This is a genomic window from Pseudarthrobacter sp. MDT1-22, from assembly GCF_054511035.1.
Genome location: NZ_JBTNDK010000022.1, coordinates 15,400 through 41,907 on the forward strand (window position 1 = coordinate 15,400; position 26,508 = coordinate 41,907).

The 26,508-nt window shown below is 66.7% G+C and carries 24 protein-coding genes; 11 read left to right on the forward strand and 13 right to left on the reverse strand.

Going from position 1 to position 26,508, the window contains the following annotated elements:
• Window positions 1–20 precede the first annotated feature (20 nt).
• On the forward strand, window positions 21–5,099 hold the full coding sequence (locus tag ACX80M_RS16015) for a DNA glycosylase AlkZ-like family protein (RefSeq protein ID WP_459309964.1): 5,079 nt from the start codon (window positions 21–23) through the stop codon (window positions 5,097–5,099).
• Window positions 5,092–5,937, forward strand: a complete 846-nt coding sequence (locus ACX80M_RS16020; protein ID WP_252599789.1) for an Fpg/Nei family DNA glycosylase — start codon at window positions 5,092–5,094, stop codon at window positions 5,935–5,937. The genes ACX80M_RS16015 and ACX80M_RS16020 overlap by 8 nt, the downstream gene beginning before the upstream one ends.
• A gap of 60 nt (window positions 5,938–5,997) precedes the next feature.
• Here ACX80M_RS16020 and yczE read toward each other — a convergent pair whose 3' ends face one another.
• The gene (yczE, locus tag ACX80M_RS16025; RefSeq protein WP_252610234.1) at window positions 5,998–6,684 is read right to left on the reverse strand and encodes a membrane protein YczE; all 687 of its coding nucleotides are present in this window, start codon (window positions 6,682–6,684) and stop codon (window positions 5,998–6,000) included.
• A 61-nt stretch (window positions 6,685–6,745) separates the two neighbouring features.
• Between yczE and yczR the strand changes: the two genes are divergently transcribed.
• Complete coding sequence (yczR, locus tag ACX80M_RS16030; protein WP_459309965.1) at window positions 6,746–8,281, forward strand: MocR-like transcription factor YczR; 1,536 nt, start codon at window positions 6,746–6,748, stop codon at window positions 8,279–8,281.
• Between the two features lie 17 nt (window positions 8,282–8,298).
• Here yczR and ACX80M_RS16035 read toward each other — a convergent pair whose 3' ends face one another.
• On the reverse strand, window positions 8,299–8,802 hold the full coding sequence (locus ACX80M_RS16035; protein ID WP_459309966.1) for a DUF4188 domain-containing protein: 504 nt from the start codon (window positions 8,800–8,802) through the stop codon (window positions 8,299–8,301).
• A 79-nt stretch (window positions 8,803–8,881) separates the two neighbouring features.
• Between ACX80M_RS16035 and ACX80M_RS16040 the strand changes: the two genes are divergently transcribed.
• A complete protein-coding gene (locus ACX80M_RS16040) occupies window positions 8,882–9,457 on the forward strand; it encodes a TetR-like C-terminal domain-containing protein (RefSeq protein ID WP_252599793.1) in 576 nt (191 codons plus the stop codon).
• A gap of 122 nt (window positions 9,458–9,579) precedes the next feature.
• On the opposite strand, the gene ACX80M_RS16045 is transcribed toward ACX80M_RS16040, so the two are convergent.
• Both ACX80M_RS16045 and ACX80M_RS16050 read right to left on the reverse strand, forming a co-directional pair.
• Entirely contained in the window at window positions 9,580–10,272 is a 693-nt protein-coding gene (locus tag ACX80M_RS16045) for an SRPBCC family protein (RefSeq protein ID WP_459309967.1), read from the reverse strand.
• Complete coding sequence (locus tag ACX80M_RS16050) at window positions 10,265–10,942, reverse strand: winged helix-turn-helix domain-containing protein (protein ID WP_252599795.1); 678 nt, start codon at window positions 10,940–10,942, stop codon at window positions 10,265–10,267. Before ACX80M_RS16050 ends, ACX80M_RS16045 begins: the two co-directional genes overlap by 8 nt.
• A 207-nt stretch (window positions 10,943–11,149) precedes the next feature.
• Between ACX80M_RS16050 and ACX80M_RS16055 the strand changes: the two genes are divergently transcribed.
• Entirely contained in the window at window positions 11,150–12,160 is a 1,011-nt protein-coding gene (locus tag ACX80M_RS16055; RefSeq protein ID WP_252599834.1) for an RluA family pseudouridine synthase, read from the forward strand.
• Here ACX80M_RS16055 and ACX80M_RS16060 read toward each other — a convergent pair.
• The 4 genes from ACX80M_RS16060 to ACX80M_RS16075 form a co-directional block, all read right to left on the reverse strand.
• Window positions 12,145–12,678, reverse strand: a complete 534-nt coding sequence (locus ACX80M_RS16060) for an O-acetyl-ADP-ribose deacetylase (protein ID WP_252599796.1) — start codon at window positions 12,676–12,678, stop codon at window positions 12,145–12,147. The genes ACX80M_RS16055 and ACX80M_RS16060 overlap by 16 nt on opposite strands.
• A 30-nt stretch (window positions 12,679–12,708) precedes the next feature.
• On the reverse strand, window positions 12,709–15,180 hold the full coding sequence (locus tag ACX80M_RS16065; protein ID WP_252599797.1) for a MinD/ParA family ATP-binding protein: 2,472 nt from the start codon (window positions 15,178–15,180) through the stop codon (window positions 12,709–12,711).
• An 88-nt stretch (window positions 15,181–15,268) separates the two neighbouring features.
• Window positions 15,269–15,469, reverse strand: a complete 201-nt coding sequence (locus tag ACX80M_RS16070; protein ID WP_157768951.1) for a hypothetical protein — start codon at window positions 15,467–15,469, stop codon at window positions 15,269–15,271.
• Between the two features lie 60 nt (window positions 15,470–15,529).
• Window positions 15,530–15,724 (reverse strand): hypothetical protein, encoded by a 195-nt coding sequence (locus tag ACX80M_RS16075; RefSeq protein ID WP_205630648.1) that lies wholly within the window; start codon window positions 15,722–15,724, stop codon window positions 15,530–15,532.
• A 212-nt stretch (window positions 15,725–15,936) separates the two neighbouring features.
• On the opposite strand from ACX80M_RS16075, the gene ACX80M_RS16080 reads away from it, so the two are divergent.
• The 4 genes from ACX80M_RS16080 (at window position 15,937) to ACX80M_RS16095 (ending at window position 18,476) form a co-directional block, all read left to right on the forward strand.
• A complete protein-coding gene (locus ACX80M_RS16080) occupies window positions 15,937–16,140 on the forward strand; it encodes a hypothetical protein (RefSeq protein WP_252599798.1) in 204 nt (67 codons plus the stop codon).
• A 208-nt stretch (window positions 16,141–16,348) separates the two neighbouring features.
• Entirely contained in the window at window positions 16,349–17,062 is a 714-nt protein-coding gene (locus tag ACX80M_RS16085) for an AfsR/SARP family transcriptional regulator (protein ID WP_459309968.1), read from the forward strand.
• Window positions 17,063–17,092: 30 nt separating this feature from the next.
• Window positions 17,093–17,770, forward strand: a complete 678-nt coding sequence (locus ACX80M_RS16090) for a hypothetical protein (RefSeq protein WP_252599800.1) — start codon at window positions 17,093–17,095, stop codon at window positions 17,768–17,770.
• 88 nt (window positions 17,771–17,858) lie between these two features.
• Entirely contained in the window at window positions 17,859–18,476 is a 618-nt protein-coding gene (locus ACX80M_RS16095; RefSeq protein WP_252599801.1) for a DedA family protein, read from the forward strand.
• A gap of 15 nt (window positions 18,477–18,491) precedes the next feature.
• Here the strand turns inward: ACX80M_RS16095 and ACX80M_RS16100 are convergent, their stop codons facing one another.
• Entirely contained in the window at window positions 18,492–18,797 is a 306-nt protein-coding gene (locus ACX80M_RS16100) for a hypothetical protein (RefSeq protein WP_252610212.1), read from the reverse strand.
• A 217-nt stretch (window positions 18,798–19,014) separates the two neighbouring features.
• Here ACX80M_RS16100 and ACX80M_RS16105 point away from each other — a divergent pair, with 217 nt between their 5' ends.
• The gene (locus tag ACX80M_RS16105) at window positions 19,015–19,506 is read left to right on the forward strand and encodes a hypothetical protein (RefSeq protein WP_459309969.1); all 492 of its coding nucleotides are present in this window, start codon (window positions 19,015–19,017) and stop codon (window positions 19,504–19,506) included.
• Between the two features lie 51 nt (window positions 19,507–19,557).
• Here ACX80M_RS16105 and ppc read toward each other — a convergent pair whose 3' ends face one another.
• Window positions 19,558–22,380 carry a phosphoenolpyruvate carboxylase gene (ppc, locus tag ACX80M_RS16110; protein WP_252613945.1) on the reverse strand — a complete coding sequence of 941 codons (2,823 nt, stop codon included), beginning with the start codon at window positions 22,378–22,380 and terminating at the stop codon, window positions 19,558–19,560.
• Window positions 22,381–22,577: 197 nt separating this feature from the next.
• Window positions 22,578–23,213, reverse strand: coding sequence for an NADPH-dependent F420 reductase (locus ACX80M_RS16115; protein WP_252613946.1), 636 nt, complete (start codon window positions 23,211–23,213; stop codon window positions 22,578–22,580).
• Between the two features lie 211 nt (window positions 23,214–23,424).
• On the opposite strand from ACX80M_RS16115, the gene ACX80M_RS16120 reads away from it, so the two are divergent.
• Window positions 23,425–24,261: a DUF1684 domain-containing protein gene (locus ACX80M_RS16120; protein ID WP_252613947.1), complete on the forward strand. Its 837-nt coding sequence runs from the start codon at window positions 23,425–23,427 to the stop codon at window positions 24,259–24,261.
• Window positions 24,262–24,326: 65 nt separating this feature from the next.
• Here ACX80M_RS16120 and ACX80M_RS16125 read toward each other — a convergent pair whose 3' ends face one another.
• Both ACX80M_RS16125 and ACX80M_RS16130 read right to left on the reverse strand, forming a co-directional pair.
• Window positions 24,327–25,592 carry an acyl-CoA dehydrogenase family protein gene (locus tag ACX80M_RS16125; RefSeq protein ID WP_252613948.1) on the reverse strand — a complete coding sequence of 422 codons (1,266 nt, stop codon included), beginning with the start codon at window positions 25,590–25,592 and terminating at the stop codon, window positions 24,327–24,329.
• Window positions 25,589–26,413: an SDR family NAD(P)-dependent oxidoreductase gene (locus ACX80M_RS16130; RefSeq protein WP_459309970.1), complete on the reverse strand. Its 825-nt coding sequence runs from the start codon at window positions 26,411–26,413 to the stop codon at window positions 25,589–25,591. Before ACX80M_RS16130 ends, ACX80M_RS16125 begins: the two co-directional genes overlap by 4 nt.
• Between the last annotated feature and the right edge of the window lie 95 nt (window positions 26,414–26,508).

Below are 26,508 nucleotides of genomic sequence, written 5' to 3' on the forward strand. Positions count from 1 at the left end.
CCGGGCGCAAAGAGGAACCCATGGGCCGTTTCAGCCGGCCCACGCGGGACTGGTTCCTTGGCGCGTTTGCGGAGCCCACCCCTGCCCAGACCGGCGCCTGGAACGCCATCTCGTCCGGCTCGCACGCACTGGTGGTGGCACCCACCGGTTCAGGAAAGACGCTCGCGGCGTTCCTCTGGGCCCTGGATCGTTTGCTCGTTGAGGCCCCTTCCCCTGCTCCGGAACTGGGTGACCCTGAATTGCCGGGCGTGGATGCTGTATCGGTCAAAGGGCCGGTGAAAGGGCAGGCCAAAGGACGACGCCCCCGCCCGCCCAAACGCAAGACCCGCGTCCTGTACATCTCGCCGCTGAAAGCCCTCGGTGTGGACGTGGAACGCAACCTCCGCTCGCCGCTGATCGGGATCACCCAGACTGCCAAGCGGCTGGGACTTCCAGCGCCCCTGATCACCGTGGGGGTCCGGTCCGGTGACACCACGACGGCGGACCGTCGCGCGCTGCTCAGCAACCCGCCGGACATCCTCATCACCACGCCGGAATCGCTGTTCCTGATGCTCACCTCCAGGGCGCGCGAGACCCTCACCGAGGTGGACACAATCATCGTTGACGAGGTCCACGCCGTGGCTGGAACCAAGCGTGGCGCGCACCTGGCGGTCTCCCTGGAACGGCTGGATGCGCTGCTGTCCAAGCCCGCCCAGCGGATCGGCCTCTCCGCCACGGTGGAGCCGCGCGAGTTGGTGGCCCAGTTCCTGGCCGGTGCTGCGCCGGTGGAAATCGTGGCCCCGCCGTCACGGAAAAACTGGGACCTCACCGTATCCGTCCCCGTGGAGGACATGTCCGACCTCCCGGGCGCCGCGGGCGCCTTCGACTCCGGTCCGGCATCCGGGCTGCAGCCCCAGGCCTCGATCTGGCCCCATGTGGAGGAAAAGATCGTTGACCTGGTGCTGGCCAACCAGTCCACCATCGTCTTCGCCAACTCCCGTCGCCTGGCTGAACGGCTCACGGCGCGGCTCAACGAGATCTACGCCGAACGGCAACTGATCGCGGTCGGCGGCGGCTGGGACTCGCCTGATGCTGGTGCCGCAGATCCAGGTTTTCCGTCCGGCGACGGGGCATTCAGTCCTGCTTTCAGTCCTGCCTCCACTCCTGCGTCCACCGCGACGCCGGCCCACATGATGGCGCAGGCCGGCAGCACGGCGGGAGCCGATCCTTTGCTGGCCCGAGCCCACCACGGTTCCGTTTCCAAGGACCAACGGGCACTCATTGAGGATGATCTCAAGTCCGGCCGGCTGCGCTGCGTCGTGGCCACTTCGTCCTTGGAACTCGGCATCGACATGGGCGCTGTGGACCTCGTGGTGCAGGTGGAATCACCGCCGTCGGTGGCCAGCGGACTCCAACGCGTGGGCCGCGCCGGGCACCAGGTAGGGGAAATTTCGCAGGGAGTGCTGTTTCCCAAGCACCGGGCAGACCTGGTGCACACGGCCATCACCGTGGAGCGGATGCTCGAAGGGAAGATCGAGCGGCTCTTTGTCCCGGCCAATCCGTTGGACATCCTGGCCCAGCAGACCGTCGCGGCCACCGCCCTGGGCAGCATCGATGTGGAGGAATGGTTCGCCACTGTCCGGCGGTCCGCCCCGTTCGCGTCCCTCCCCCGGTCCGCCTACGAAGCAACCCTTGACCTGCTGGCCGGCCGATATCCGTCCGATGAATTCGCCGAATTGCGTCCCCGGATTATCTGGGACCGGAACGCCGGCACCATCGAAGGCAGGCCCGGGGCCCAACGGCTTGCCGTCACATCCGGCGGCACCATCCCGGACCGCGGCCTCTTCGGTGTGTACATCATCGGCACCGAGGTGGAAGGCTCCGGTGCACCGGGCGCTGATGGCAAACCCGCCGCGTCCCCTGCCAAGGGCGGCCGCCGCGTCGGTGAGCTGGACGAGGAGATGGTCTACGAGTCCCGGGTGGGTGACATCTTTGCGTTGGGCGCCACCAGCTGGAAGATCGAGGACATCACTCATGACCGCGTCTTGGTCTCCCCCGCCTTCGGCCAGCCGGGCAAACTTCCCTTCTGGAAGGGGGACTCACTGGGGCGGCCCGTTGACCTGGGCCGTGCCCTGGGCGCCTTCGTGCGTGAGCTGTCCGCGTCCGACGTCGGCCCTGCCACCGCACGCTGCAAGGCCAGCGGCCTGGATGAATTCGCCGCAAACAACCTGATCCAGTACCTCAGTGAACAGAAGCTGGCCACCGAGGTGGTCCCCTGCGACACCACGCTGGTGGTGGAACGCTTCCATGACGAACTGGGCGATTGGCGGGTGATCCTGCACAGCCCCTTCGGGATGCCGGTGCACGCTCCCTGGGCACTCGCCGTCGGGCAGCGCCTCCACCAGCGGTACGGCCTGGACGGCTCTGCCATGGCGGCGGACGACGGCATCGTGCTGCGGGTCCCCATGATGGAGGACGAGCCGCCCGGCGCCGAGCTGTTCTGGTTTGACCCCGAAGAACTGGAGCAAATTGTCACCGCAGAGGTGGGCGGCAGTGCGCTGTTTGCCTCCCGCTTCCGGGAGTGTGCGGCGCGTGCCCTGCTCCTTCCGCGGCAAACCCCCGGCAAGCGGCAGCCGCTCTGGCAACAGCGCCAGCGGTCGGCGCAGCTGCTCGACGTCGCTCGGAAATACCCCACGTTCCCCATCGTGCTGGAGACCGTCCGCGAATGCCTCCAGGACGTGTACGACCTCCCGGCCCTGAAGGACATTGCGGCCTCGGTGGAACGACGCGAACTCAGGATCGTGCAGACCACCACACAGCAGCCCTCACCGTTCGCCAAGTCCCTGCTGTTCGGGTACGTGGCCCAGTTCCTGTATGAAGGCGACTCGCCCCTGGCCGAGCGCCGGGCCGCGGCCCTGGCCCTGGACTCGACGCTCCTGAACGAGCTGCTCGGCCGCGTTGAGCTCCGTGAACTGCTCGACGCGAAAGTCATCGAGGCCACCGAGCTTGAACTCCAGCGCCTTGCGCCGGACCGCCGGGCCCGCGGCATGGAAGGCGTCGCCGATCTTCTCAGGTTGCTGGGTCCGCTGACGCCGGAAGAGGTCGCCGCCCGCCTGGAGGCTCCGCCTGTCGAAACCCCGGAAGCCGATCCGGGGGTTGAGCCATCGCCGGGGGTTGAGCCTGTCGAAACCCCGCATGCCGACACTCCTCTGGCCACGACGCACCTGACCACACTGCTGCGGGCCAACCGGGCCATAAGAGTCAACATCGGCGGTGCCGAGCGCTACGCTGCCGTCGAGGATGCCGCCCGGCTCCGTGATGCCATCGGCGTTCCGCTGCCCATGGGCGTTCCCCTTGCCTTCATCGAACCGGTGGCAGACCCCTTGGGCGACTTGGTTTCCCGGTACGCCCGCACGCACGGACCCTTCACGTCGACGGAAGCCGCGGCCCGGTTGGGGCTTGGCGTCGCCGTGGTCAACACCGCATTGAAACGGCTCGCCGCGGACGGTCGCGTGGTAGAAGGCGAGTTCCGGCCGCACGCCGCCCCGCCGGAACAGGCGGCCAACTATGGGCCATCGGACGACACACCAGTTGAGGATGTCCAAACGGCTCAACCGCTCCCGGAAGGATCCATGCAGACGCACCTGCCCGCGCCCACCACCAGCGAATGGTGCGACGCCGAAGTGCTCCGCAAGCTCCGGCGTCGTTCGCTCGCAGCCCTGCGCGCCGAAGTGGAACCGGTGGACGCCGCCGCCTATGGGCGTTTCCTGCCGGCCTGGCAGCATGTCCGTACGCCGGGAGCCGGGCGCGGGCAGCCGTCCTTGCGGGGGCTGGACGGAATTGTCACCGCGATCGACCAGCTGTCCGGCGTGCCGGTACCTGCTTCGGCGTGGGAGCCGCTGGTCCTGGCCAGCAGGGTTTCGAACTACCAGCCCGCCATGTTGGACGAGCTCATGGCCGCCGGTGAGGTACTCTGGTCCGGGGCGGGAGCGCTGCCTGGAAACGACGGCTGGGTCAGCCTCCACCTGGCCGATTCCGCCGAACTGACGCTGAATCCCGCCGTCGAATATGAACCCGGAGACGCGCAGCAACGCCTGCTTGACCACTTGAGGAACAACGGCGGCGGTTATTTCTTCCGCCAGCTGAAGGACGTGGCCGGTGGCATGGACGCGGTGCTCAGCGACCAGGAAGTGGTGTCCGCGCTGTGGGATCTGGCGTGGGCGGGCCGCATAACCGGAGATACCTTCGCCCCGGTCCGCGCCCTCATCGCCGGCGGCCACACGGCGCACCGCCAAGTGGCCCGCTCGCCCCGCGCCCGTGCCCCCAGGCTGAGCAGGCTCGGCCGCTCGCACGGTACCGGCCTTCTGGGATCGCCCGGGCTGGGCTCACCTGCGCTGGGCGGCGGACGGTACGGCTCATTGTCGGGCACTGCGGCAACACCCCCGCTGGCCGCGGGTCGTTGGTCTGCCCTGCCCTCGCCCGAGCTGGACGCCACCATCCACGCCCGGGCCACGGCTGAACTGTTGCTGGACCGGTATGGCGTGGTGACCCGGGGATCGGTCATGGCGGAGCAGATCCTGGGCGGGTTCGGCCTGATGTACAAGGTGCTGGCCCGGCTGGAGGAGGCCGGACGCTGCCGTCGTGGGTACTTCATCGAGCACCTCGGGGCCGCCCAGTTCGCTGTCCCCGCAACCGTGGACCGGCTGCGCTCCTATTCCGAGGACACTCAGCTGGCAAAGCCCGAGCCAATGGCACTGGCCCTTGCGGCCACGGATCCTGCTAACCCCTATGGGGCTGCTTTGTCCTGGCCTGCCCTCGACGTGGAGGCCGGAACGGGCCACCGGCCTGGGCGGAAAGCCGGGGCGCTGGTGGTCATGGTAGACGGCGCCCTGGTCCTCTATGTGGAGCGCGGCGGCAAAACGCTGCTGGCCTTCAGCGAGGACGCAGCCGTGCTGTCCGCCGCCGGCGCGGCTTTAGTAGGTGTGGTCACCCGGGGAGCCGTGGACAAGCTCATCATGGAAAAGGTCAACGGCCACGGCATCCTGGACACGCCGGTGGCAGCGGCGCTGGCCGCCGCCGGGGCATACTCCACGCCCAAAGGTCTGAGAATCCGTGCCTGAAGGTGATTCCGTCTGGCGGGCCGCCGCCGAACTGCACAAGGCCTTGGCGGGGCAGACGCTCGTTGCGTCGGACTTCCGCGTGCCGAGGTTCGCAACGCTCAACCTGGCCGGCTGGACCGTGGCGGAGGTGGTCCCGCGCGGCAAGCACCTGCTGATGCGCGTGCTGGGACCGGACGGGAATGGACCGGAGGAGCGGAAGCTCACCATCCATTCGCACCTGAAGATGGAAGGCACCTGGCAGGTCTATCCGCCGGGAGGGCGCTGGCGGAAGCCTGGATTCACCGCCCGGTGCGTCCTGCGCACGGCGGCAGCGGACGCCGTCGGATTCTCCCTGGGCATCGTGGAAGTGGTCCGTACCGCGGACGAGGACACCATCGTGGGCCACCTGGGCCCGGACCTGCTGGGTCCGGACTGGGACCCGGCCGAAGCAGAGCAGCGGATCCGCGCGGCACCCGATGTACCCATCGGCGTCGCCCTGCTGGACCAGCGCAACCTGGCGGGCATCGGCAACATCTACCGCTGCGAGGCCTGCTTCCTGTCCGGGGTGCACCCGGCGACTCCGGTCTCAGCTGTCCACAACGTCCGGATCATGATGACCGATGCCAAGCAGCTGTTGGAAGCCAACCTGGGCCCGGCACGCCGGGTGACCGTCCTCAACCCGCGAGGCATGCCCGTGGGACGGATGGCGGGCCGCCCGGGCTACTGGGTGTACCGGCGCGAACACCAGCCCTGCCTGAAATGCCGGACCCCCATCCGCCGCGGTGTGCTGGGCAAACCCAACGGCGAGGAAGAACGGGACATCTACTTCTGCCCGCAGTGCCAGCCGATGCTGCCCTGAGCGTCGTGTCCTGAGCGGTCCTAGGCAATCCCAAGCAGTCCCAGGCCGTTCGAGGCGGTCCTAGGGAGTCCTGGCCACGCGTTCGACGGCGACCGGCTCGCCAGCGTCCAACTCGGCGGCATCGAACTCGCCGGCATCCTGTTCGAGGACTGCAGGTTCGGCTGGCAGAGCTGCGGGCACCATAAACCGCGGAAGCAACAGCTGGACCAAGGGCCCGATGGCGAGGGCGTAGACCACCGTGCCCACACCCACGGAACCGCCCAGCAGCCAGCCGACTCCCAGCACCACCACTTCGATCAGGGTGCGCGAGACCCGCACGGGCCAGCCGGTGCGCCGTGCCAGCCCGGTCATCAGGCCATCCCTGGCACCGGGACCGAACCGTGCGCCGATGTAGCAGGCGGACGCGATGCCGTTCAGCAACACGGCACCGGCAAGCATGCCGATCTGGCCGCCAAGATGCGAGAACGCAGGGATCAACGCGAGGCCGATGTCAGCGAAAACGCCCACCAGCACGGCGTTGCAGAGCGTGCCGAACCCTGGCCACTGCCGGAGCGGGATCCATAGGAGCAGCACCAGGAAACTCACAATGATGACCACCACGCCGATGCTCAGCCCAGTCCGGCCGGCCACTCCCTGATGGAAAACATCCCATGGATCCAGTCCAAGTCCGGCACGGATAAACATGGCCAGGGAGATGCCGTACATGGCGAGGCCGGTAAAGAGCTGGAGTAGTCTGCGAGTCAACATGACGACCACTCTGACAGATATCTGGCATTGAATTACATAGCCAGTCTGAGATACTGGCATCATGTCCCCTTCGCTGAACCCGCCCGCGCTGGCCCGTCTCCTGTGCGAGTGGAACCTCGGCGCCGCTCCCGCCTACCGCGAGCTGGCCGACGTCGTCCGTCTCCTGGTCCTGGACGGCCGGGTGGCCCTGGACACGGCCCTGCCCAGCGAGCGGGCACTGTCTGAGGCGCTGGGCGTCAGCCGCACCACCGTGACAGCCGCCTACGGCCACCTCCGCGAGCAGGGTTTCCTCAGCAGCGGGCAGGGCAGCAGGGGCCGGACCCGGATTCCGCGCCTGACGGCGTTGGGTACCACGGTGCTCACGGACCCGGGCCTTACAACCGCGGGGCGGACGCCCGGAACAACGTCTCCCGGGCTCGCGGCACCGGAGGGTCTGATTGACCTCGCCTATGCGTCGCTGCCTGCCAGCGGCGAGGTGGTGCATCGCGCGTTCGCGGCAGCCCTCACCGAACTTCCCGCCCTGCTGCCGGGATTCGGCTACGACGCCATGGGCCTTCTCCCGCTGCGCGAGACGGTGGCGGCGCGTTATACGGCGGCCGGCGTGCCGACCACTGCCGAGCAGATCCTGGTGACCTCGGGCGCGCAGCATGCCCTGAACATCATCATCCGCGCCTTGGCGGGCCGGCAGGACAGGGTGCTGGTGGAACACCCCAGCTACCCAAATGCCCTGGATGCGATCCGCGCGGCCGGGTGCCGGGCCATTCCGGTGGCGTTCACCGCAGCCCACGGCACCGGCAGTGACAGGGCCGACGGCGGTCCCGCCCTGGCGTGGGACATGCACGCCCTGCAGGCCGCCATGACACAGCAGCGTCCCAGGATGGCGTACGTCGTGCCGGACTTCCACAACCCAACCGGGCAGCTGATGCCCGATGTCCAGCGCCGCCAGCTGGTCCGGGCGGCCGTCGCTGCCGGGACGGTCCTGGTGGTGGACGAGACCCTCCGCGAGCTGAACCTCGACGGCGTCGAAACCAGCCCAGTGGCAGCCTTCAGTCCCGCCGTGGTCACCATCGGCTCGCTCAGCAAATCCCACTGGGCCGGACTTCGGACAGGCTGGATCCGCGCCTCCGAAGCCATGATCCAGCGCTTTGCGGCGGCACGGACGTCCCTGGATCTGGGCGGACCGCTTATGGAACAGTTGGCGGCCGCCCACCTGGTCCGCGCCCTCGACGAGCCGCTTCCCGCACGGCTCAGCGCCCTCCGGGACAACCGCGCCGCACTTTTGGAACTCCTTGCTGGACACCTCCCAGAGTGGGAAACGGCACGCCCGGCCGGCGGACTGTCCGTCTGGTGCAGGCTGCCAGCACCGGTCAGCACGGCGCTGACCATGATCGCCCCGGACTTTGGTATCCGGCTGGCCGCCGGGCCGCGGTTTGGCATCGGCGGCGCGTTCGAACGCTACCTCCGGGTACCTTTCACCCTGCCGCCGGACCAGCTGGAGACCGCCGTCCTGGCCCTGCGCTCAGCCCAGGACCGGCTCGATGCCGCCCCGCAGCTCCGCCGGTCCCTGAAGAACGCGCCGGCCCTGGCTATCGCGTGAGGCGTGGGTTTTCGGGATCAGCTGCCGCCGGCACCGCGGCCTGCGGCCCGGCCCATCCGCTGCTTGGCCGTATTGGTCCCGGCCCCGACCGGGACGTGAGCCGTAGCCTTGGCCAGCCCAAACTCCGGCATCCCGTTGTAGACAACCTCGATCCCGCCGGCCGGCACCTGGTACGTCTCATGCCACACGCCGACGTCGCCGGTCCCGGAGAGTTCCTGCATGAATCGTCGCCACGGTTCCAGGTGCGGGGACTCCCGGTCCGCGGCGAACTTCCGCAGGTGCTCGGGGCTCTCCCAGTAGCTGAGCAGGATGGTGGTGCGCCCGAACCACTGCTCACAGCCGAGCATTCCCGCCGCGGGGTCGGCGGCCAGGTGCTGGAGCATCCGCGGCATGGCGGCAGCCACCTTGCCGACGGTCCCGACCTTCCACCATCGGTTCGCCCGCATGCCGATCAGGAAGACCGTCACCGATTCGCGGCCCGGGTCAGCGGTGTACCGGCCCGGAAATACCCTCTGCGCCATGGGAACTCCTTCGGTTCGCGGTTTCATAACCTTGTTTCATAACACCGTTACGAAACAAGGTTATGAAACAATGGACTCCATGGCAAGACCCGTAGTGCATAACGATTCCCTCAGGCAGGGCCTTCTGGCCGTCACGGCTGACCTGATGGACCACGACGGTCCCGCACGCGTCAATCTGCGGGATGTGGCAGCGGCCGCCGGCACGTCCACCACGGCCGTCTACTCGCTGTTCGGCGGAAAATCCCAGCTCCTGACGGCCGTCGTGGACGACGGGTTCCGGTCCTTCCGCGACTCACAGGTGGCCGCGGCCCCGGGCGGGCTTCGGGGACTCGGCGCGGCCTACCGGACCTGGGCGCTGGAGCATCGGGCACTCTACCGGCTGATGTTCGGCGGCGCACTGGCCGCCTACGTCGATTGCCAGCCCAGCCCCGATGCTGCCGCCGATGCCATGGAGCCCCTAATGGAAGCAGTGGCCTCCGCCCAGTCTGCCGGCACCGTGCTGCAGGCACCGGCGGAAATGGTCGCCGTCGCAATCTGGGGGCAGGTCCACGGCCTTGTAAGCCTGGAACTGGCCCAGGTGGGCCCGCCGGACGCAGACTGGGCCGCGGCCTACAGCGCCTCCCTCGACGCGGTCGCCCGCGGCTGGGCCGCCTGACGCGACCGGACTTTCCCGACGCGCCGATCCGCCCGCGACGCGCAAATTATCTGACGCAGGTGGATTTCCCGGTGCGCCAGATAATGTGCGAGTCGATAACCGTGCGCCGGCCTCAGGCCAACCTACGCGTAGACCTTTTCGAGGAAGCCGCTCCAGGCCTCGGTGGTCGCTGAAGAGTCACCACTGCCGCTGAAGTCGTGCACAGTCATACCCACCGGAGCACCGAAGGCGTTGCGGCCGAAGAACCGGTACATCGCATCCGACGTCCGCAGGCCCAGGAAGTTCTCGTTGGAGAAGTCCACTTCCCCAGACAGCCGCCCCACGCCGTCGAGCTCCAGCTCAACGGCGGAACCCCGCGCCGCAGAATCCACGCCCATAGCTTTCTTCAGGCGGTCGAAACCGTCCGGGGTCTGCGACGCTGCCGGAGACAGGATGTCCGTAAATACCGCCGGCTTGCCGTCGAAGTACTGCAGGTACTGGCCCAGCGTGTGCAGGTAGAACGCCGTGTGCTTGCTGGCGCCGTCGTACTGCTCGTCCCATTGGTCGGCGAAGATCCCGCTGTGGACATAGTGCAGCCGGGCGCGGCCGCCGTCGAGCGGTTCCAGCACGTGCTCCAGCTGGTTGAACCAGCCATCCGGGCCGTCCATCCGGGAGACGAGATGCGTGGGATGCTCCTGCACGGTCTTGACGTCCGGCCACTGGTCCGTGGGGAACATCCACGCCGGCGTTCCACTTGTCACGGCTTCCCAGACACGCTCGGGCGTGCCGGGCAGTTCGGTGTCGTACACGATCTCAAATTCACGGTTGTCAGTCATTGTCCTGCTCCTTCGCTGAGAGGGGTTTGATGGGGGTTTTGAGAACGGGGTGAAGAGCGACGACGAGCCGGTGCTTTCGTCCGCCCCCCGCCGAAGTGCCACTTGGGGGCGAGCCGCCTGCCGGGGCGCCGCCCGGGCCGGCGACCGCGCCGCCGTCGTGATACTTCTCCACCAGGCGGGTCACGGCGACACCGAGTTCCTCGGCAAACGCTGCCCGGTCCGCGGCCGTCCGGAAGGTGATCTCGCCGTCGATGGCGAACGTTGCCAGTTTCTGCCTGGCCGCGGCCGCGCCGGCGATCAACTTACCCACCTCCTGGACCATCCGCCCGGCGAGCGCCAGCAGCCAGAAGGCCGAAAACCTGTCCGAGAACCGGTGCGGATCCGGTGCCACCGACGCGAGGGCCACCGGGGAAATCAGGTAGGAGGCTGCCGTCGCCTGGAGGACGCGCTCGGTGACGTTCCCCTTGCGCCGCTCCTCCACGAGTTCCACGAGTCCGTGCCGCTCGAGGGCCTTGAGGTGGTAGTTGACCTTCTGCCGCGGCAGGCCCACCTTGGCGGCAAGCTGCGTGGCCGACCCCGGCTCCGCGAGTTCCTGGAGGATGCGCGTCCGGATCGGGTCCAACGACGCTTCCGCCGCGGCCGGGTCCTCGATCACTTCGATGTCCAACATGCGTCCATCTTGCCAACCGACAACTTTTATTGTCAAGAACTTTTTTACCGTCGGTTGTCAGGGTCGCCGGGAACACTCCGATTCGATGGTTCCCTGCCCGATCGATGGGTCCAACCATCGAGTGCGCAGGGAACCGTCTAAACGGGCGCGGGCTGGGGCGGGCTCGGGGCGGGGCCAAGGGACCCGGCAAAGTAGAATGGACCGGTGATGCAATCCCCCCTCCCCGTGCGCGAAGGCGTCAACGCCACCCGCCTGCGCCTGCCGGACGAGGGGCCGTGGACCACCGCGATGGACTACATGATGCACCGGTGGGGCCACATCGATCCGCAGGGCATCGAGGACAGGTTCGACGCCGGCGAGATCGTGGGCGAGGGCGGCGTCGCCCTGGACCGGGCCACCAGGCTCGAGGACCACACCTTCATCTGGTACTACCGCTCATTGCCGCCGGAGACCCGCATCCCGGTGGAAATCAGCATCCTGCACCAGGACGACCACCTCCTCGTGGTGGACAAGCCGCACTTCCTGCCCACCACCCCCGGCGGTACCTACATCCAGGAATCGGCCCTGGTCCGGCTCCGGAACCAGCTCAACCTGCCGGACCTGATCCCCATGCACCGCCTGGACCGGATGACCGCCGGCGTGCTGCTGCTGTCCACCAACCCCGAAACCCGCGGAAATTACCAGGTGCTCTTCGAGAAGCGGCAGGTGCAGAAGGAATACGAGTGCGTCTCCGCCGCGGAGCCCGCCGCCGGACACCCCGCCGTCGACTTCCCCGTGGTGGTCCGGAACCGGATGACCAAGTCGCGCAGCTACCTGCTGGCCGAAGTGATCGACGGCGAGCCGAACGCGGAGACCCGGATCGAACGGCTTGAAACGTTCGACGGCGGCACTTCAGCAGGTGCCGCTGGCACCCGCGCGCCTGGCACCCCTGCGGCTGGCACCAACCTCGCCGAAACCCACTCCGCCCGCCTGGCGCGGTACCGACTGGAGCCGCACTCCGGAAAAACGCACCAGCTCAGGGTCCACATGGCCTCGCTGGGGCTGGGAATCGTGAATGACGCGTTTTACCCCGATCTGCTCGACAAGGCCCCGGACGACTACTCCAAGCCGCTGCAGCTTCTGGCCCGCGGCATCCGCTTTGTCGACCCCATCAGCAAAAAGCCCGTGGAGTACCGCAGCGGGCTCCACCTCAGCAAGGCTACTCAAACACCGCGCTGATCGAACACCGTCTTGAAGGCCTGCTCCATCTCGGGGCTGAACAGCACAAACTCCGCCAACTCGAGCGCGCTGGCCGGAAGTGAGGCACCAAACCCTGTGACGGCGTCGTACGCGGCCTCCGCCACCTGGCGCCCGTGCCAGCCGTACACTCCCCCGCCCACCGCCGGGACTGCGATGGAAGCCGCACCCAGCGAGTCCGCCAGCCGCAGGCTTTCGCTGAAGCACGAAACCAGTAGCGCCGGGTTGGCCTGCCCCACGTGCCGGTTGGGCCCAACAGTGTGGATTACCCAGCGTGCCGGCAGACGGAATCCAGGAGTGGCGACGGCCGCTCCGGGCGCCAGCCCGTGCGGCAGGTCCGTTTCGCGCAGTTCGCGGCAGGCGGCCAGCAGTTCCGGCCCGGCGGCCCGGTGGATGGCCCCGTCCACACCGCCACCGCCCAGCAAACTGGAGTTGGCCGCGTTCACGATCGCGTCAACCGTGCGTGTGGTGATATCGCCTTGGAGGATGATGATCCGCATGCCGCCAGTTTCCCACCTACGGGGTGCGGCTCATAGGCCCCGCATCACCGCAGCCGAGGCACGCAACCAGGCCTCGCGGGTGGCCGGCATCAGCGCCTGGTAGTTGAGCGGCCCGCCGGAGACGAGGGACTTGTCATGGGGAACGTCGAGGACTTCCCTTGTCAGCGTCTCGAAGTGGGTCCGGGTCCTGTCATGAAGCTGCAGATCGGTGTGCAGTGACGGCGCGGCCAGCAGGGTTACGGCGTTGCTGACTTTGTCCTGGTAGCCGCGTTCACGCAGCCCGTCCACGAGCCAGACCGCACTGGCCACCGTGTCTTCGCGGACCGTGGAAACGATGACCAACTCGTCCGCCGCCGCCACAGCGGCTTCCCAGTTCGAGGACCGCATGTTGTTGCCGGTGTCCACCATGATGATCCGGTAGAAGCGGCGCAGCGCCGAGTGCAGCCGGTCGAATTCACGGCTGCCGATGGTGGCGGCCCCGGCCGCGTCCTCGTCCGAGGCCAGCACATCAAACTGCGAGGATCCCTGGTAGCGCACATAGCGGTCCAGGTCCCCGATCCGGCCAAGGACAGGGTCTTCGAAGCGGTCCACTTCCCGCATCAGGTCAACGGCAGTGCCGGCGTGCCCGGCCAGAGGCGCCCGCCACCCCATGGTTCCGCGCGTTTCATTGTTGTCCCAGGCAAGCGTGTACCCGCCGCGCTGGATGCCCAGCGTCGCGGCCAGAAGCAGGGTTGCCGTGGTCTTGTGGGCGCCGCCCTTGGGGTTAACCACGACGACGGTCCGGGGGCCGTCCAGGCGCCGCTGAACCTCTTCGACGGCGTCCAGGTGGGCGAGTTCCCGCCTGCCGGGACCGAGGCTCAGGGAATTGCGGCTGAGCCGCCGGACAGCGCCCTGCCAGCCCAATTCGGCGAGCGGCGGGGCGGGCTGGGTGGGCCTGTCGGCGAGGAAATCCTGGAGGGTGGGAACGTCGTCGGGAATGGCTGCGGCCGGGAGGGCCGCGCGGGCTTGAAAATGGGCGGGAGCACGCAATGGCGCCGGGGGGACCTCGTCGGGCATGGCCGCGGGAGGGACTGCGATAGCCATGGCGGACCTTCCTTTCTGTAGTGGCTTCCCTATCTGTAACGGCTGCCCCATCTGTAATGGCTTCACTGTCTGCGGCTTCACTGCCCGGAGGTGCCGTGGCACGACGGACTCCGGCTCCGCCGCCATTCGCCACAGGCGCCTGCCGAGGCGGCCAAGCAGGTCGAGGAGGACCGACAGCAACCGGTACAGCAGAATGGCCAGGCCGATCACCGGCAGCGACAGCATCAGGATGGACAGGATGGAGAGCGCAGCGGCCGCCGGGTCGCCGGCGGCGATGGCCTCGCTGGCGAGCCCCGCGTGCTGCCGGATGGCGTTAGCGGTCTGCTCGATGATCATGGGGAGGTTCAGCAACATCCAGCCAAGCGCCAGGCACAGGAGCGGCACCACCGTGACTACCCAGATGGTGACGATGCGGCGCGCGAACGTCCGGAGCTCGGCAACCCGCGGATCCACCGCGCGTCCGGGAATGAGGCTGAGCAGAACCGGGCGGATTCGGTTGAACAAGTCGGGGACACCGGCGATGTCGGCCAGGACGAAGTAGCCGTCGAAGCGCAGCGTCGGCACCAGCTGCTGGATCATCTCGAAATGCATCAGTGCCGCCGCCAGCAGGAAAAAGCCCTGCCCTGTCAGCAGGTAGGCGCCGCCCAGGCCGATCAGGCACAGGCAGTTGAAGTACAGCCCGCCAAGGTCGGTGCGGATCCTGCCCGCCCGGCCCAATCGGTAGGAGTCGGTGACGTTGGTGAAGAATGCCGGGAAGACCAGATAGACGCCGACGCCGATCACTCCCGGCCTGGCGCCGCCGTACCGGCACGCGGTGGCATGCCCCAGTTCGTGGATCACGGCTCCCGCCGTCAGCATCGCGAAGATGCCAAGGAGCAGCGCCGGCGTTAGAAGTACCTGCTCCAGGGAAGCCAGGAAGTCGCCCTTGGCCAGCACCAGGATGTCGACGGCGGCCAGCCCGACCAGGACGGTGGCCACCACCGGACTCCAATACAGCGGGGCCAGGATCAGGGCTAGCGTGTTGACTGCCTTTTCCGGCAGCAGCGTTCCCCTCAGCCGCAGGGCCAGCAACGGGTTTGCCCGCGGCGGCGGCCCGGCCTCGGCTAAGTTCGCATCGGCGTCGTGAACGAGGCCCATCGGCGCCAGCCTGGTGTCGATGAGGTGGAGGAGTCCGCTCACACCGAGTTCGCGGCCGTAGGCGTCGCTGACATCGCGCGCCAGCTCATCAGCGGATTTCTCCGGCGAGACGGTGGCCATGACCAGCTGGAGAAGCTCCGACAGCTGGACAATCTGCCCGTCTCCGCGCTGCAGCAGGTAGCTGCGGTCCTTGAGACCAGACCCCTCAACCGGTCCCAGGAAAACAAGCCCGGGTGACGGCGACCAATGCCGGACAAAGTCAGCTTCGGGTGCTGTGGTCACGGTCCCCACCTAGGTTGAGCCACTAAGAACGGCGGGCATGCTCCGACGCTGAAGCATGCCCTCCGGGTTTCCTGTTGATCCTGCGGACCTACTGCTGCAGGACGATCACTTCCTGCCAGGCGGCCGAGTTCGCGATTGAACCGATCGAGGCCGCATTGATGGCGATCGAAAGGTTCACGGCGATCACGGGAGCAACGTTGATGTTGAAGAACAGCGTTTCCCTCATTGGAAGCAGTTCTGCAACCTCGGCGTCGAGATCCACCGGTAATAGCGCGGTTGATGCCGTCATAGCACCTCACTTCTCTCCCCCGGGCAATCCCAGGGTCCAGATATCGGATGATAGACGGACTTAACCCTGGACTACGGCGATGTTCTGAAGCGCAGTGCTGTGTGCTACCGCAAAGAACGACGCAGCGTTCAGAGCCACAGACGAGTTGCTTGCGTAAACACCCGCCCAATTCGTGTCCAGAAACAGGGTCTCCCGCGAAGGCAACAGCTCCACTTTCTGGCTTTCCAGTTCGTGAACGGTAAGTTCCTTCATCATGTCAATCACCCCCTTTCGACGTCCCGCGATCAGTCAACGCGTAGCCCCGTTGTGGCTTCGTTACTGGGCTGTTATTTTTCCGTTGTCGCATAAGACTAATGTGGTGACAGTTATGACTTGGGCGCCGAATAATCTTTGCCTAAGATGGTCATACTGGACAGTAATGTTCCTGGACGACGTAAATTGCAGACAAGGAAAGCAGGCGCCGATTCATGGCGGACATTGAAGGCACCATGGTCATCCGCGCGTGGGCGGAGCCTGCCCAGAACCATCGTGTACGGGCACGCCTGATCTCCAGCCATCCGGGCCAGGACCAGGAAATTGTGGAGACGGCCGGCGATGCAGAAGAAGTCATTTTGGCTGTGCAGCGTTGGCTCGATGTGCTGAAGGCATCAGAAACCACTGCCAGCGCATAACCGTAGATTCCTTATCGGCTGAGTCGATTCCGGCAAGCCCTTATTGAATGACAACCGGCGCCATACTGATTGACCAGTATGTGGACTTATTGCCGGTATATAAACCTCAAAAACCCCTGTTACTAAATTGCCTTGACATGATGCGCCCCAGTGCCACGATGGTTATCTGGGGTATCGCGTGTTGTCCGGTCGCTTGAAGGGGATAGGCATGACGGTGGCTCTCGCACAGGATTGGCATCTAAGCCTGCTGGGGGCCTGGCGGTTGCGCCGCGGCACCAATACCGTGACGGTGGCCAGCCGGGAACAGCGGCTCATCGCGTGTGTGGGACTCCTGGGCTGCAGGCACCGGAGTTTCCTGGCTGGCCTGCTGTGGCCAAAAAGCAGCGAAACGCAGGCTGCCGGGAACCTGCGCACCACCGTCTGGTGCATCTCCCACGCGTTCCCGCACCTTCTCCTGACGGGCGCGGACACGCTGGAGCTTCACGAAGCGGTCAGGGTCGATGTCACGGCGCTGCAGCGCCACGTCGCCACCCTGCAGTCCCAGCCTGAAGCCCGGATTCCTGACGGCTATCTCGACGACCTGAGCCGGGCTGACCTGCTGCCCGGCTGGTACGACGACTGGGTGATATTTGAACAGGAGCGGCTGCGGCAGTCGCGCCTCAGCGCGCTGGAGCTCATGGCCCGGCAACATCTGGCGGCCGGTGAACCCGGCAAAGCTGTTATCGCGGCGTTGTCCGCGGCAAGCATCGAACCACTGAGGGAATCCGCGCATCTGCTGCTGGTCCAGGCCCATCTGGCCGCCGAGAACCGAGCCGCCGCAGTCCGCGCCTACACGATGTTTGCCAGCCGCCTGGAGGGCGAACTCGGCGTCCTTCCCTCAAGCCAGCTGAGCGAGCTTGTCTCTGCGTTCCATCCGCACTGAGCGAGCATCTGCACTGAGCGAGGAATCATCATGGATACCCTCATCGAAATCCCCGGAGACCGCACGGCGGCCAAGTTCGCCTACGCGGCCGCCGGCCTGGGCGTAGTAGGCGTGGCATCACTGGGCGCCATGTACGCCATCGAAGTGCCAAAGAACGGACCCTACGTCTTCGGCACCATCAACGATGCCACCGGCGGCGTCTTCCAGTTGGTGATCATCCCGGTGATCGTCCAGGTTCACCGGCGCCTGCGCCGCACACCCGGCTCCGAGGCCGCCAAATGGCTGGTGATCGCGGCCAGTGGCGCAGGATCAGCAAGCTCGTTCCTCCTGGTCGCGAAGAAGCTCGATTTCACGGTGTCCACTGGCATCTCGGTGGGGGCAATGATGGTCCAGGCCGGCTGGTTCCTGCTGGCCCACCGGGCACTGCTCAAGAGGGGCAGCTATCCCCGGGATCTCGCGAAGCTGGGACAGTTCATTGGCGGCGCCTTGTTGGTGGCGTTGCCCCTGGCGGCGCTGACCGCGGTGGAACAGGCGCCGGCCTGGATCCGCTGGGGCATCGGCGGGGCGGGAATAGCCTTTGGCGCCACAGCGTGGGTCGCCTGGCCGTACTGGTATTTCCTCGCGGCCCGGCACCTCAGCCACGTCCCCAGGGAAGTTCCTGGCGGAGCCCCAGGTCCACGCCGTCGAAACATCGGCACCGGGTACTGAAGCACTTGCTGAACCCAACGCCCGGCAAGTCCGTGCCGCTGGCCGGCTCAGGCCGTGCTGCCGCGCAAATGTGCGGTACTTTGTGGCCATGGACTTTGGCAACGCCGACAGCTGGGGGGCGGCGATTTACTTCTGGATCGTCCCCGTGGTCCTCGGCGATGCCATCTTCCCGCCCATCCCCTCAGAGATGGTGGTGATTACCGGCGGCGCCCTCTCGGCCGACGGCCGGGCCAACGTCTTCCTGGTGGGGGCACTGTCCGCAGTGGCGTCCTGGGTCGGCGACATGGTGGTGTTCCAGCTCTTCAAACGCCGGCTCAGCCATGTCCTGGACCGCTGGCGCTGGGGCCGCAAGGTCCATACGGGCATCCACGCGGCCATCGCCAAGGCCGGCCGCTCCTCCACCTACGGAACCATCATCGGCGCCCGTTTCATCCCGGGCGGGCGGCTGGCGACGTCGGCGGCTTCGGGCATCGCCGACGTTTCGGCCCCGGGGTTCAGCCTGTGCGCCGGCCTCGGCGCGGTCCTCTGGGCCAGTTGGCTGGTGGGCCTGGGCTACTTCACGGGATCGGCAACCAACCTGCCGTTCTGGGCGAGTTCGCTGATCGGCGTGTTGCTGGGCCTGGTGATCGGGGCCGCCGTCGGCGTCATTGTCACCCGCCGGCGCGGCACCCGCTCACCCGTGGACGAGCCCGCCCCCGGCGAGTGAGCTGGGACGGCTGAGCTAAACGGGCGCCCAGCGGCCGCGGTTACGGCGGAGCACCGTCAGTGAGCCGGTGAGTGCAACGCGTTCGACGGCGTCGCGCATCATCGCTGCCGATTCGCGCGCCTGCTGGTTCTCACCGCTGTATTTGGTCGCCTCCACGAGGAAGCGGAGGTTCAGTTGGGGGACGCCGGCGGCAAGTTCGATCTGGTTGGATTCCACATGGTGACGGGTCTCCAACGCCTCGACCGCTGCGGCCATCACGGCTTCCGGCGGGTTGCCAGGCTTCAGTCCGGTGATTTTCAGGCGGGTCTGGAACGAAGGCATGCCTCAACCCTAATACGGCGTGTTCCTGGTCCCTTCCCTGTGGTGGGACAGCTGGACGGCGCCAGCGTCAGGCAAATAACCTCAAGCAGCTGCCGAGGTCCGTCAGGAACCGCACCACCATGGTTTTCCGCGCGGGACAGGACTAGAATGTGGCCTCGGTCTCATAGTCACACCTGACAATCATCAAGAAAGAAGACCGAACATGAGACGGACCACAATGCGAGTGATTGCGGCGGTATCGGCAGGCATGTTGGCATCAATGTTAGGGATCGGCGTCGCCTCCGCCGGCAGCCGGAGTGACCTGGCCGAAGTGCGACAGGCCACAACCCAATATCACGACGTTAGTGCGGCCATTGCCGCGGGCTACCAGCCCGTGGGTGAGTGCGTTCCAGGCATGGGCTTTCACTACGTCAACTTCAGTCAGTTCGGTCAGATGAAGCCATTGGTCCCGGACGCACTGACGTATGCAGCGAACAAAACGGGCCAGCTCAGACTGGTCGCAGCGGAGTGGTTTAAGGTCGACGCCGACCAGGACCTGGCGACCGACACAGACCGGCCGAGCATGTTCGGCAAGGCATTCGACGGACCAATGCTCGGGCACGCTCCCGGCATGCCAATCCACTACGACCTCCATGCATACCTGTGGCAAGGTAATCCGGACGGCGTCCTGGCAACCTACAACCCGAATGTTCACTGCCCCGAACCGTAAGAGCGATCCGTTCGGCGAGGTCAGCGGGCCGCTGGCTGTGCAACATGGGTCCTACCCGGTGTTGCGCAGGCCGGCCGCCACCCCGTTGACGGTGATCAGCATGGCCCGCTGGAGCCGTTCGTCGATCTCGGCGCCGCTGATGCTCCCGCCTTCGGCGTTCTGGGCAGCCCGCACGCGGCGGAGCAACTCCACCTGCAGGTAGCTGATGGGGTCCAGGTACTGGTCCCGGATCTCCAGCGACCGCTTGAGCGTCGGCTGCGCGTCCAGGAGCACGTTCTCGCCGGTCAGGTTCTGGATCTCGGTGACCGTGAGTTCGTACTCTTCACGGATGGCGCGGAAAATGTGGTGCAGGTCCTCGGGAACCAGGGTGGCCACGTAGTACCCGGCGATGTCCATGTCCGTCTTGGCCAGCGTCATCTCCACGTTGGAGACAACGGACCGGAAGAAGTGCCAGTTCTCCATCATCTCCACGAGCTGCGGGGAGTTTCCGGCCTCGCGGGCAGCCTTCAGGCCCGAGCCCACACCGAACCAGCCCGGGACGATCTGCCGGGACTGGGTCCAGCCGAACACCCAGGGGATGGCACGCAGGCCGCCAAGCCCCGCCCCGGAATCCGGGCGTTTGGACGGGCGTGAGCCGATGTTCAGCGAGCCCAGCTGCTCCACCGGAGTGGACGCCAGGAAGTACGCTGGCAGGTCAGGATGGTCGATCAGGTTCCGGTACCGGTCGAAGGCGCCGTCGGAGATGATTTCCATAACGTGCCCGTACCGTTCGCGCTGGTCGTCCGACGTGCGCGGATCCCGGTGCAGGGCCGAGCCCTGGAGCACTGCCGCGAGGGACAGCTCCAGGTTTTCCCGGGCCAGCTCCGGCAGCGAGTATTTGTCCGAGATGACCTCGCCCTGTTCGGTGAACTTGATCTCGCCTTCCAGCACGCCGTTGGGCTGGGCCATGATGGCGTCGTAGGTGGGTCCGCCGCCGCGGCCCACGGAACCGCCGCGGCCGTGGAACAACCGGACACGGACGCCGTGCTTGGCCGCAACGTCGCGCAGGTTGCGCTGGGTCTTGTGGATCTCCCACTGGCTGGTCATCACGCCGGATTCCTTGTTTGAGTCCGAGTAGCCCAGCATGATTTCCTGGACGTCGCCGCGCAGCCGGACCAGGTCGCGGTAGGACGGAACGGACAGCAGCTGGTCCACGATCTCCGCCGAGGCACGCAACTCCTCCACGGTCTCCAGAAGCGGCGCGAACCCGATCTTGGCGTAGGGGGCGTCGCCGAACAGGTTGATCAGGCCTGCCTCGCGGGCCAGCACGGCCGCGGCCAGGACGTCGTCCGCGCCGCGGGTCATGGAAATGATGTAGGTCTCGATGACGTCCGGACCGTACGTGCGCAGGGCGCGGCGGATCTCACGGAAGACGTCGTACGTGCCGTCAGCGACGCCGTCGAGCTTAATCGGGTGGCCGGACAGCGGCCGGCGTGAGGCGAGCTCCGAGCCGAGCACCTCGAAGCGTTCCTCACGGCTCAGTTCGGCATAGCGGATGCCGGGGCCGCCCAGCCGGTCCATCAGCTGGCCAACGGCGTCGTGGTGGTGGTCCGCGTGCTCGCGGATGTCCAGGGTGGCCAGGTGCAGGCCGAAGGACGCGACGGCGCGGCGGACACGGGCCAGCGCGCCGTCGGCAGCGAGCGACGCCGAGTGGTTGCGGAGGGACAGCTCCAGCAGCTCGAGGTCGTTGAGGAGTTCCTCGGTGGAGCTGTAGTCACGGCCGTGCTCGTGCGTGGAGTCCGCGGCCACCCGCTTGCCCGTGTTGATGAGCTTGGCTTTGATGCAGGTGAGCTTGAGGCGGTAGGGCTCCTGGGCGTTGAGCTCCAGGACGCGCCGGTCCAGGCCCGGCAGCTTCTTCAGGTCCGCGTCGATGGAGTCCAGCAGGGTCTGGTCCGCGCCGGACAAGGCGGTGGAGTTGGACAGGATGGAGATCAGCTCATCCATCATCGCGATGCTGATGCGGACGGCGTGCTGGTTCTGGATCTGCAGGATTTCCCGGGTGACCGCAGCCGTGACGTTGGGGTTGCCGTCCCGGTCGCCGCCGATCCAGGACCCAAACCGGATGGGTGCGTCCTGGGACGAAAGGCTGACGCCGTGCTCACCGAGCAGTTCCGAGAAGTCCGAAAGCATCTCGGGCATGGCATCGGTCAGGATGCCGCCGAGGTAGTAGATCGCGTTGCGGGCCTCGTCCACCGGGGTGGGGCGTACCTGGCGCAGTTCGTCGGTCTGCCACATCTGGTCGATGACTTCGGAAAGCTGGCGGTCCTGCCGGCGGCGCGCGGAGGTGCCTTCCTTCGTGGGCTCGGCCAGGACATCAGAGAGCTTGCGGATCTTGTCCAGCACGGAACGGCGCGAAGCCTCGGTGGGGTGGGCGGTGAAGATGGGGCGGACGTCCAGCCCGTTGACCACTTCCTGCAGGACTTCGGGCCCCGCTTGGGCGGCGATTTCGGTGACGGCCTTGGCCAGCCACCCGTCCTTTTCCTTCCGTGTCCGCAGGCCGCGGACCCGGTGGACCTGCTCGGCCGCGTTGGCCAGGTGGAAGTAGAACGCGAATGCACGGACCAGGTCGGTGGCCTGCTCGATCGGCAGGGAGCCGAGCAGTTCTCGGACCTGTTCAACGACGTCGTGCGCGCTCCATGGGCCGGTGGCGTCGGCACCGCCGCGGGCGGCTTCCTTGGACTCCTTGGTGAGGAGGCGGACCTGCTCCACCAGATTGAGGAGTTCGGGGCCGTGCTGGCGGACCAGGGATTCACCCAGCAGTGTGGAGACGCGCCGGACGTCGGCCCTCAGTTCAGAGGCGAGGTCGGTTGAGGAGTTCATTGCAGTGTTAGCCATGGAAACTGTCTTTCGAGGGTTCGGACTTGGCTCGTACACTGCGCTGGATACTGTGAGCCACGTTACTAGCTATCGATGCTACCTGCACGGGATGGCGAAGGCGGAATCCGTCTCAGATATTGCGCCGGTCGCCGCCCCTGCCGCGCCGGACTTCAGCGGACGATCTTGAAATTGAAATCCGGGGTCCCCAGCACCGATCACAGTCGCAGCCACACCGGGAGCATCATCTCCGCTCCCCGGGCGGTGGTGATGTCTCCGAGGTCAATAATATCGCGGTGGCCCAGCTCCTGGCGGAGCGCCGTCACGGTGTTCTTGGCACCGGCGTCGTCGCCGGAGACAAACACCGAGTGGTCCCCGCCGCCCAGCCGTCCGGGGTCAACCTTCAGCCCTGCGTTCATCGTGTTCAGGGTTTTGACCACCCGCGCCTCCGGAAACGCGTGCTGGATCCGTTCGGCGTTGCTGTCCGTGTTGACCGGGTTAAGCACCGGCGGCATGCCCTGGGAGAAGTCGAGCGGGTTGGAAACGTCCACCACCACTTTCCCCGACAGGTTGGCCGAACGCGCGGCACTGAGGGCACTGAGGGCGCCCGCTCCGTTCGTTGCATTGACTATCAGTTCCGCCGCGGCTGCGGCCTCCGCGAACGTTTCCAGGGCTATGTGCTGGTGCGCTGCGTGCCATTCGCTGAAGGGCGGCGTGCCCATGGCGTCCGGCGCGCTGCGGGCGAGAGTCTCCCCCGGGTCGCGAGTACCCACCACCACGTCGTGTCCCAGCGCGGACAGCGCGCCCGCGAGGGTCCGGCCTGCGAAACCCGTGCCCAGGACCGCGATTTTCATGGTTCCTCCAAGGTCAGCCGTGGGAGTCCGGAAACGAAGCTCCGCGCTTTCGACGTTACTCTCCGCCGCCTGCAAGACAAGGGCCGCGGCAGCAACGCGGCGCGAGGTCCGTGGTGCTCCGCGGCGGTCCGTGGTGGAATGGACAGCGTCCGCGCCGGGTTGTAAACCCTGACGTCGTAGCCGGGGAATCAGAACCCCTTTTGGAGGAACCATGGACACCACCGCAACCGCGCAGCTGGAACGCTGGCAGCGTTTCCGCACGAACCGGAACAAGGCCCTCGCCACCCGCCACGGCTGGCTGACGCTCACCTCCTTCCAGTGGCTGGAATCCCGGCCCGCCGCCATCGACGTCGCCCCCGGCCTCTGGTCAACGGACGGCACGACGGCGACACTCACCGCTGTGGCGCACGACGGCCTGACGCTGGTGGAAACGGGCGAGCCCATTGACGGGACCATCACCGCCTCCCTCGCCAACGAGGAATCCCTGATGTGGGTGCAGTTCGGCGGCGCGGACGGGCAGCAGGTAGTGGTGGAACTCGCCATGCGCGCAGACCGGTACGCCATCCGGACCCGCGATTCCGGCTCGCCGGTGCTGACGGAGTTCGACGGCGTTCCCACGTTCGACTACAACCCGGACCTCGTGATTGAGGCCGCCTACGAGGCGTATCCGGAACCGGTGGCCGTCCCGGTCGGAACGGCCAATCCGCTGGTGGACGGCGTCCATTATTCAGTGGGCGAGGTGGTTTTCCGGCTGCCGGGCGTCGAGCACCAGTACCGTCTGCACGCCGAGGAGGAAAAACTGGGCGCACTGACCATCACGTTCCATGACGGGACCAACGGTGAATCAACGGATGAGTGGCGGAAAGTCTCCACGCCCCGGCCACGCATTGACGCGGCCGGGAAGGCCACGGTGGTCCTGGACTTCAACCGCGCCATCAACTACCCCAGCGCCTTCACCCCGTTTGGCACCTGCCCCATGCCCGTGAAGAACAACAGCCTCGACGCGAAGATCGAAGCCGGCGAAAAGCAGCCTCTCCTCGCTGATTGAGCGCGAAAGGACACTTAAGCCCAGCGGAACGGGGCCTCAAATGTCCTTTCGCGCTAAATGGTGGGTCAGACGATCGCTGAGACGCCGGTGACCGCCCGGCCCACAATGAGCGTGTTGATTTCGAACGAGCCCTCGTAGGTGTAGATGGCCTCGGCGTCGGCGAAGATTTTGGCCATCCGGTAGTCGGTCACGATGCCGTTGCCGCCCAGGAGGGACCGGCCCAGCGCCACTGTCTCGCGCATCCGGGCGCTGGTGTAGGACTTGGCGAGGGCCACCTGCGGCATGTCCGCCACGCCGTCGTCCTGCAGCTGGGCAATACGCGCCATCATGGCCATGCTGGCTACGGCGTTGCCCAGCATGGTGACCAGCTGCTGCTGGATGAGCTGGAATTTCGCCAGCGGCCGGCCGAACTGGTGGCGTTCGACGGCGTACTGCCGGGCGACGTCGAACGCCGCCAGCTGCTGCCCCACCGCCTGCCATCCCACCATGATCCGCGAGCCACGCAGGAGCTGGTTGGTGTCCTCGAAACTGCTGATGCCGGCGAATCGGTCGGCCTCGGCGACCTGGACATCCTTAAGCACAATGTCCGCGTTCTGCACGGTCCGGAGCGCAATCTTGTTCTCGATCCGGCTCCGGCTCACGCCCGGCAAGGAAGCATCAACGATGAACCCTCGGACCGCGCCCTGCCCGTTGGCAGCCACGGCCTCGTCCTTGGCCCACACGAGCATGTAGTCGCAGAACGTCCCGTTCCCGATCCAGCGCTTGGCGCCGTTGAGCACCCACGCGTCGCCGTCGTCGTCGGGCTCTCCCGTTGCACTGGAGATGCGCCGGGCACTCGTTTCCATCCCGCCGGCAACGTCCGAACCGTGGTCGGGTTCGGTGAGCGCGAAGGCGCCCGTGATACGCAGGCTTGAGGCGTCCGCAAGCAGCCGCTCTTTCTGGCCGGCCGAACCGAAACCGTAGAGCGATTCCACAAAAAGGTCGTGGTGGACCAGGAAAAATGTTGCGATCGAGGTATCGACGCGCGTCATCTCTGCGATGACCAGTCCGGCGAACAGGTTGCTGTAGCCGCGCTGCGCCGGTGTGCTCAGCTCCAGCGCGGCGAGCTTGGGCAGGATGTGCGCCGGGAACTCCGCCTTGTTCCACCAGTCCGACGCGTAGGGGGCGATCTCCGTGGCCAGAAACTCCCGCAGCTCGGCCAGCTTGGCCCGCTCCTTCGAGCTGAGGAGTGACTCGAACGCGAAAAAATCGGCGGTGGGCAGCTCGTCGATCGCCCGTTCAGTGGTGGAGGGCTCGGTGGTGGAGGGCTCGGACGTGCCCGGCAGGCTCATTTCGGCCCCATTCGGATGGCACCGTCGAGCCGGATGGTTTCGCCGTTGATCATCGCATTTTCCACGATGTGGGCCACCAGACTCGCGTATTCGGCGGGCCGGCCAAGGCGCGACGGATGCGGGACCTGCCGGCCCAGCGAATCCTGCGTGTCCTGCGGGAGCGTTGCCATCATGGGTGTTTCAAAGATGCCCGGGGCGATGGTCACCACCCGCACCAGGGAGCGGGCCAGCTCACGGGCCAGCGGCAGCGTCATGGCGGCGACTGCGCCCTTGGAAGCGGCGTAGGCGGGCTGGCCGATCTGCCCGTCGAAAGCTGCCACGGAGGCGGTGTTGATGATGACGCCGCGCTCGGGGCCGCCGAGCTCAGTACTGATCGGTTCGGTGGATACCATGGCCGCGGCGGCCAGGCGCAGCACGTTGAACGTCCCGATGAGGTTGACCTGGATGACGCGGTTGAACGTGTCCAGCGGAAGGACGCCGTCCCGGCCCAGGACCTTGCCCGGCGTGGCGACGCCGGCGCAGTTGACAACAATGCGCAGGGGTCCCAGCGCCACGGCAGTGTCGACGGCGGCCTGCACCTCAGCCTCATTGGTGACGTCCGCGGGGACAAAGGCCGCTTGTGCCCCCGAACCGCCGGCGGCGTTCAGCGCTGCCACGTTCAGCGCTGAGGCGTTGAGCTCGGCGGCGTAGGCTGCACCGGCAGAGGACGGCAGGTCGATCAGCACCACCGAGGCGCCGGCGTCGAACAGGCGCTTCGCTGTGGCAGCGCCCAGCCCGGAAGCCCCGCCCGTAATCAGCGCGACAGTACCCAAGACGTCCATACATCCTCCTTGATGCGGCCCCAACACCATAAGACCGGCGCGGAACATTAGTTAGTGCATGTTAACTGAAAATCCTGTGGGCCGCACCCACTAGG

Excerpts from the sequence above, each read along its gene's own strand:
- ACX80M_RS16015 (WP_459309964.1), top strand. The coding sequence starts at position 21 with ATGGGCCGTTTCAGCCGGCCCACGCGGGACTGGTTCCTTGGCGCGTTT.
- yczE (WP_252610234.1), bottom strand. The coding sequence starts at position 6,684 with ATGTTGACTCGCAGACTACTCCAGCTCTTTACCGGCCTCGCCATGTAC.
- yczR (WP_459309965.1), top strand. The coding sequence starts at position 6,746 with ATGTCCCCTTCGCTGAACCCGCCCGCGCTGGCCCGTCTCCTGTGCGAG.
- ACX80M_RS16035 (WP_459309966.1), bottom strand. The coding sequence starts at position 8,802 with ATGGCGCAGAGGGTATTTCCGGGCCGGTACACCGCTGACCCGGGCCGC.
- ACX80M_RS16040 (WP_252599793.1), top strand. The coding sequence starts at position 8,882 with ATGGCAAGACCCGTAGTGCATAACGATTCCCTCAGGCAGGGCCTTCTG.
- ACX80M_RS16045 (WP_459309967.1), bottom strand. The coding sequence starts at position 10,272 with ATGACTGACAACCGTGAATTTGAGATCGTGTACGACACCGAACTGCCC.
- ACX80M_RS16050 (WP_252599795.1), bottom strand. The coding sequence starts at position 10,942 with ATGTTGGACATCGAAGTGATCGAGGACCCGGCCGCGGCGGAAGCGTCG.
- ACX80M_RS16055 (WP_252599834.1), top strand. The coding sequence starts at position 11,150 with ATGCAATCCCCCCTCCCCGTGCGCGAAGGCGTCAACGCCACCCGCCTG.
- ACX80M_RS16060 (WP_252599796.1), bottom strand. The coding sequence starts at position 12,678 with ATGCGGATCATCATCCTCCAAGGCGATATCACCACACGCACGGTTGAC.
- ACX80M_RS16070 (WP_157768951.1), bottom strand. The coding sequence starts at position 15,469 with ATGACGGCATCAACCGCGCTATTACCGGTGGATCTCGACGCCGAGGTT.
- ACX80M_RS16075 (WP_205630648.1), bottom strand. The coding sequence starts at position 15,724 with ATGATGAAGGAACTTACCGTTCACGAACTGGAAAGCCAGAAAGTGGAG.
- ACX80M_RS16080 (WP_252599798.1), top strand. The coding sequence starts at position 15,937 with ATGGCGGACATTGAAGGCACCATGGTCATCCGCGCGTGGGCGGAGCCT.
- ACX80M_RS16085 (WP_459309968.1), top strand. The coding sequence starts at position 16,349 with ATGACGGTGGCTCTCGCACAGGATTGGCATCTAAGCCTGCTGGGGGCC.
- ACX80M_RS16090 (WP_252599800.1), top strand. The coding sequence starts at position 17,093 with ATGGATACCCTCATCGAAATCCCCGGAGACCGCACGGCGGCCAAGTTC.
- ACX80M_RS16095 (WP_252599801.1), top strand. The coding sequence starts at position 17,859 with ATGGACTTTGGCAACGCCGACAGCTGGGGGGCGGCGATTTACTTCTGG.
- ACX80M_RS16100 (WP_252610212.1), bottom strand. The coding sequence starts at position 18,797 with ATGCCTTCGTTCCAGACCCGCCTGAAAATCACCGGACTGAAGCCTGGC.
- ACX80M_RS16105 (WP_459309969.1), top strand. The coding sequence starts at position 19,015 with ATGCGAGTGATTGCGGCGGTATCGGCAGGCATGTTGGCATCAATGTTA.
- ppc (WP_252613945.1), bottom strand. The coding sequence starts at position 22,380 with ATGGCTAACACTGCAATGAACTCCTCAACCGACCTCGCCTCTGAACTG.
- ACX80M_RS16115 (WP_252613946.1), bottom strand. The coding sequence starts at position 23,213 with ATGAAAATCGCGGTCCTGGGCACGGGTTTCGCAGGCCGGACCCTCGCG.
- ACX80M_RS16120 (WP_252613947.1), top strand. The coding sequence starts at position 23,425 with ATGGACACCACCGCAACCGCGCAGCTGGAACGCTGGCAGCGTTTCCGC.
- ACX80M_RS16125 (WP_252613948.1), bottom strand. The coding sequence starts at position 25,592 with ATGAGCCTGCCGGGCACGTCCGAGCCCTCCACCACCGAGCCCTCCACC.
- ACX80M_RS16130 (WP_459309970.1), bottom strand. The coding sequence starts at position 26,413 with ATGGACGTCTTGGGTACTGTCGCGCTGATTACGGGCGGGGCTTCCGGG.